The organism is Kitasatospora sp. NPDC002551 (assembly GCF_040296005.1).
In the GTDB taxonomy this organism is placed as follows: domain Bacteria; phylum Actinomycetota; class Actinomycetes; order Streptomycetales; family Streptomycetaceae; genus Kitasatospora.
The window spans coordinates 1-3,522 of record NZ_JBEOWI010000145.1; the positions used below are offsets into that span (position 1 = coordinate 1).

3 protein-coding genes and 1 pseudogene are annotated in these 3,522 nt (G+C 71.0%); all 4 read left to right on the forward strand.

Translation table 11 applies throughout. The annotated features are described in order from the left end of the window. Nucleotides 1–838 (forward strand): annotated as a pseudogene (locus ABT093_RS40590) (hypothetical protein); the annotation flags it as partial. Nucleotides 839–1,086: 248 nt separating this feature from the next. Continuing rightward, nucleotides 1,087–1,641, forward strand: coding sequence for a hypothetical protein (locus ABT093_RS40595; protein ID WP_350572535.1), 555 nt, complete (start codon nucleotides 1,087–1,089; stop codon nucleotides 1,639–1,641). Nucleotides 1,642–1,784: 143 nt separating this feature from the next. Beyond that, a complete protein-coding gene (locus ABT093_RS40600) occupies nucleotides 1,785–2,180 on the forward strand; it encodes a hypothetical protein (protein ID WP_350572536.1) in 396 nt (131 codons plus the stop codon). A 395-nt stretch (nucleotides 2,181–2,575) separates the two neighbouring features. Further along, on the forward strand, nucleotides 2,576–3,211 hold the full coding sequence (locus ABT093_RS40605; protein WP_350572537.1) for a hypothetical protein: 636 nt from the start codon (nucleotides 2,576–2,578) through the stop codon (nucleotides 3,209–3,211). The last annotated feature ends 311 nt before the right edge of the window (nucleotides 3,212–3,522 follow it).

The window sequence follows — 3,522 nt, forward strand, 5'->3', positions numbered from 1 at the left end:
GACGCCCCCCATGCCCGCGAACACCCCCGCCCCCGCAACCCTTGCCGAGGTCCGCGCCGCGATCGACCTCGAGTCCGAGTACGTCGTCCACTTCCGCGACAAGAACACATGGATCCGGCCTGAGTCCTCCGAACACCGCCAGCTCCACGGCATCGACGTCTGGCACACCGTACGGCGCGGTCCCCGCTACGAAGCCGCCGTGCACCTCTTCGAGGAGGGCGTCCTCACCCTCACCAGCCCCACCGCGGCCATGCGGTTCATCCCGACCGCGACCTACGAGGAGCACTTCTGCTCGGCCGAGGACTGCGAGGAATCCACCGCGGACGGCGAAGGATGGAGCGGACTGTGCGGCAACTGCGCCGACCGCGCCGAAGCCGGACACGAAGCAGAGACCGAAGAGGCCGACGCCGGCACCCCGGGGCCGCCCGCGCTCCCGCCCTACACCACCGCCGATCTTCGCCACGCCGCCGCCACCGTCCACCACATGCTCCTGCTCGCCCTCGACTCCCAGTCCGGCGTCGGCGAAAGCCTCTGCGACCAGCCGATCCCCCACACCGCAGACACCGACGAGCCGCGCACCTGGCAGTCCCTCGGCGACGAGGCGGCCAGCACCGCCTACCGCGCCGTGGGGCAGCTCCTCGACAAAGCACCCGACCTCGCCGGATGGGCCATCGGACTGGCCACCGATGACCTGGCCCCCGAGCCCGAGCCCCTCACCCGGTGGAACGACGACGAAGCCACCGTCCGCCTCCACGTCGCCTTCGCGGACCACGTACCCGCCGACCGGCGCGCCGCGCTCTACGACGCGCTGCGCCTGGTCCTGCGCTCCGACCTCTGACCCCAGCCGGCCCGCGGCCGCCCTCACACCCCGGACCCCGCCCCCCATGAACGCACCCGAGCATCGTGTCCCACTCCCCGGCGACCCGCTCCCGCGAGACCAGTTACCCGCCCCGCCCTCCCATCACCGCTGCCCAGCTCCACCAGAGCGCCGACGACGAACACGGGAAGGGGGCGGCAACGGCGCCCCCAGCGCGTCCCGCCGCCCCCGCCCACCACCACCCCGCACCCACCAGCCTGGAGACCTCCGTGACTACCCCCCATCCCCTACCCGACCAGTGGGCGATCAACGTCAACCCCGTCGCCAACCTGGCGATCCTCACCCTCCTCGACGCCGACGGGATCCACCGCGACATCGGCTTCCACCCCCTCACCGCGCCCGGAACCGCGCAACGCACCGTCCACACGCTGGCCGAGATCACCGACCCCGGCCTTCGCGCCAGCGCCCAGAAGCTGATCGACACCTTCTACCAGCGCACCGCCCGGGCCCGGGCCAACGCCGACGCCTTCGGCACAGTCGTCCCCGACCAGCAGCACCTCTTCGACCGGGTGCGCTCCGAACTCCCGGGCACCACGGTCGATCTCGGCATCGACGACGAGGCGCTGACCATCGTCCTCAAGCTCACCGCCACCGGGCCCACCGCCGCAGGGCTGCTCGCCCTGACCAACCGCTGGCCCGGCACCACCTCCCCCACCGGCCTGGCGTACGGCGTCACCCAGGATCTCGCCGACGGCATGCTGACCGTGACCTTCGACCAGCCGCACGCCGAGAAGTTCCTCACCTGGTACCGCGACCAGCCCTGAAGGAGACACAGGCCCCGCGACCGCCAACCCCGCACGAAATCCACCAGCACCCGAAGGAAGCACCACCACGGAGAACTGGGAGAGGCGCACCGTCCTCATGCCGACCGCCCCTCGGCCTGTGCGAGGACAAGATGGCCGACGCCATGGCCACTGCCCTGGCCGCCATCGGACACCGAGAGGGAGAACGACGCGGGTGGAACAGACCCGCACGGCTGTTCACCGCCCACCTGGCCGACCTCGACACCCGCTCGATCGAACTGCGCGTAGTCCCAGGCCGGCTCTGGGGCGCGCAGGTCCGCAGCCCGACCGATGCGGTCGTCCACACCGCGCGGCAGCTGCCCGCCGTGCCGCCCGCAGTAGAGCACCACTCGTACGCCGACGCCCCCGTGGCCGGCATCGCCGCGATGTTCGAAGGCTGGGGCCGGCCCGCCGACAGGAAGCCGGCCAAGTACGAGCAGCGCTCGATCACGCAGGGCCGGCGCGTCAACCACCTCGCCCCCGACCGGGTCGAAAGCCGCCTCGTGTACGCGTGGACATGAACCAGGAGGAGTTCACGTCCGACGCCTCCGCGGCCAACAGCCCCAAATGCTCTCCACCGCCCAGCGCGACCAGACCACGGTCAGCGCCGGGCTCGTCCCCCCTCGGCCCGGGTCGGATCGCCCACGCGCTCCGGGAGGGCACCCTGTCTTCTGACCACTCCCCTGCCCGCCGCTCCGGTCCCACGACCGGAGCAGCCCTTCCCACCGGCGCAGATAGGCAGACGAAACCCGAAGCAGAGTTGCTTAATTCTATGAGTGCGGGCTAGGGTGTGCTCATGCCGGCCGTGACCACCCGGCCCTCCCCCGGCCCAGACCGCCCGGCGCGCCCCGTCGCCAGGCCAGCATCCGCCGGACCCCCGCCCGCCCCCTCGCCGGGCCGACAGAAAAGAGCGATCATGCAGTCCTGGGAGAAGCGCACCGTCCTCATGCCGAGCAAGCCCCTGGGCCTCCTCCAGGACGATCTCGCCGACGCCATGGCCACGGCGCTGCACGCCATCGAGGCGAGGGAAGGAGAACGGCGCGGGTGGGATCGGCCTGCCCGCCTGTTCACCGTGCACCTGGAAAGCGTCGACTCACGCTCGATCGAGCTGCGCATGGTCCCCACTCGGTCATGGAACGACCGGGACATCAATCCCGCCGACGCACTCATCAACGTCGCCAGGCACCTCCCCGACCCTCCGGAGTGCCTCCGTCGGCGCGAGTATGCCGACTCCCCCGTGGCGGGCGCTGCGCTGATGTTCGAAGGCTGGGCACGCCCCAACGACCGCGAGCTCACCGAGTACGAGCAGCGGGCGGCAGAAATGGGATTGAGGGTCAACCACCTCGCCCCGGACCGGACCGAGACACGATGCGTCTATGGCGTGGACATCAATCAGCAGCAGTTCCACGTCTTCCGTGCCCGAGGAGAAGAGGCACGGGTGTACTCCAGCTCGGAACCCGGTTCGGATGCCTCAGCCACGGGGTCCGGGCTCATCCCGCACGCCCTGAACCGCATCGCCCACGCACTCCGCGAAGGCCACCGCCCGTTCTAAGCATCCTCATGCCACCGGGCCCGGACCCACTGCGGTCCGGTCCGGGCCAGAGCCATCGCCCTTAACGTCGCGGTCGCATGCCGAGGATCGCTGCACGGTCAGCGTGCCACGGAGCCCCCACCGCCAGATACTCCTGCGGTACAGCCAGGTCGTCCCGTCGGCCACACCCGCGGATCACGCCCTGTGCTCAGGCCCGGACGTTCGTGCGCCCAGACGCTCCATGGGTAGCGACGGAGAGGGCGGCCCCCTCAGGCGTGGTGCCGGCCACTGCGTCGCGCGGGACGTCAGAAAAGGATAACAGGTTGAGCAGG

Bases quoted from the DNA above. Each gene is read 5' to 3' on its own strand.
- ABT093_RS40600 (WP_350572536.1), top strand. From the start codon at position 1,785: ATGGCCACTGCCCTGGCCGCCATCGGACACCGAGAGGGAGAACGACGC.
- ABT093_RS40605 (WP_350572537.1), top strand. From the start codon at position 2,576: ATGCAGTCCTGGGAGAAGCGCACCGTCCTCATGCCGAGCAAGCCCCTG.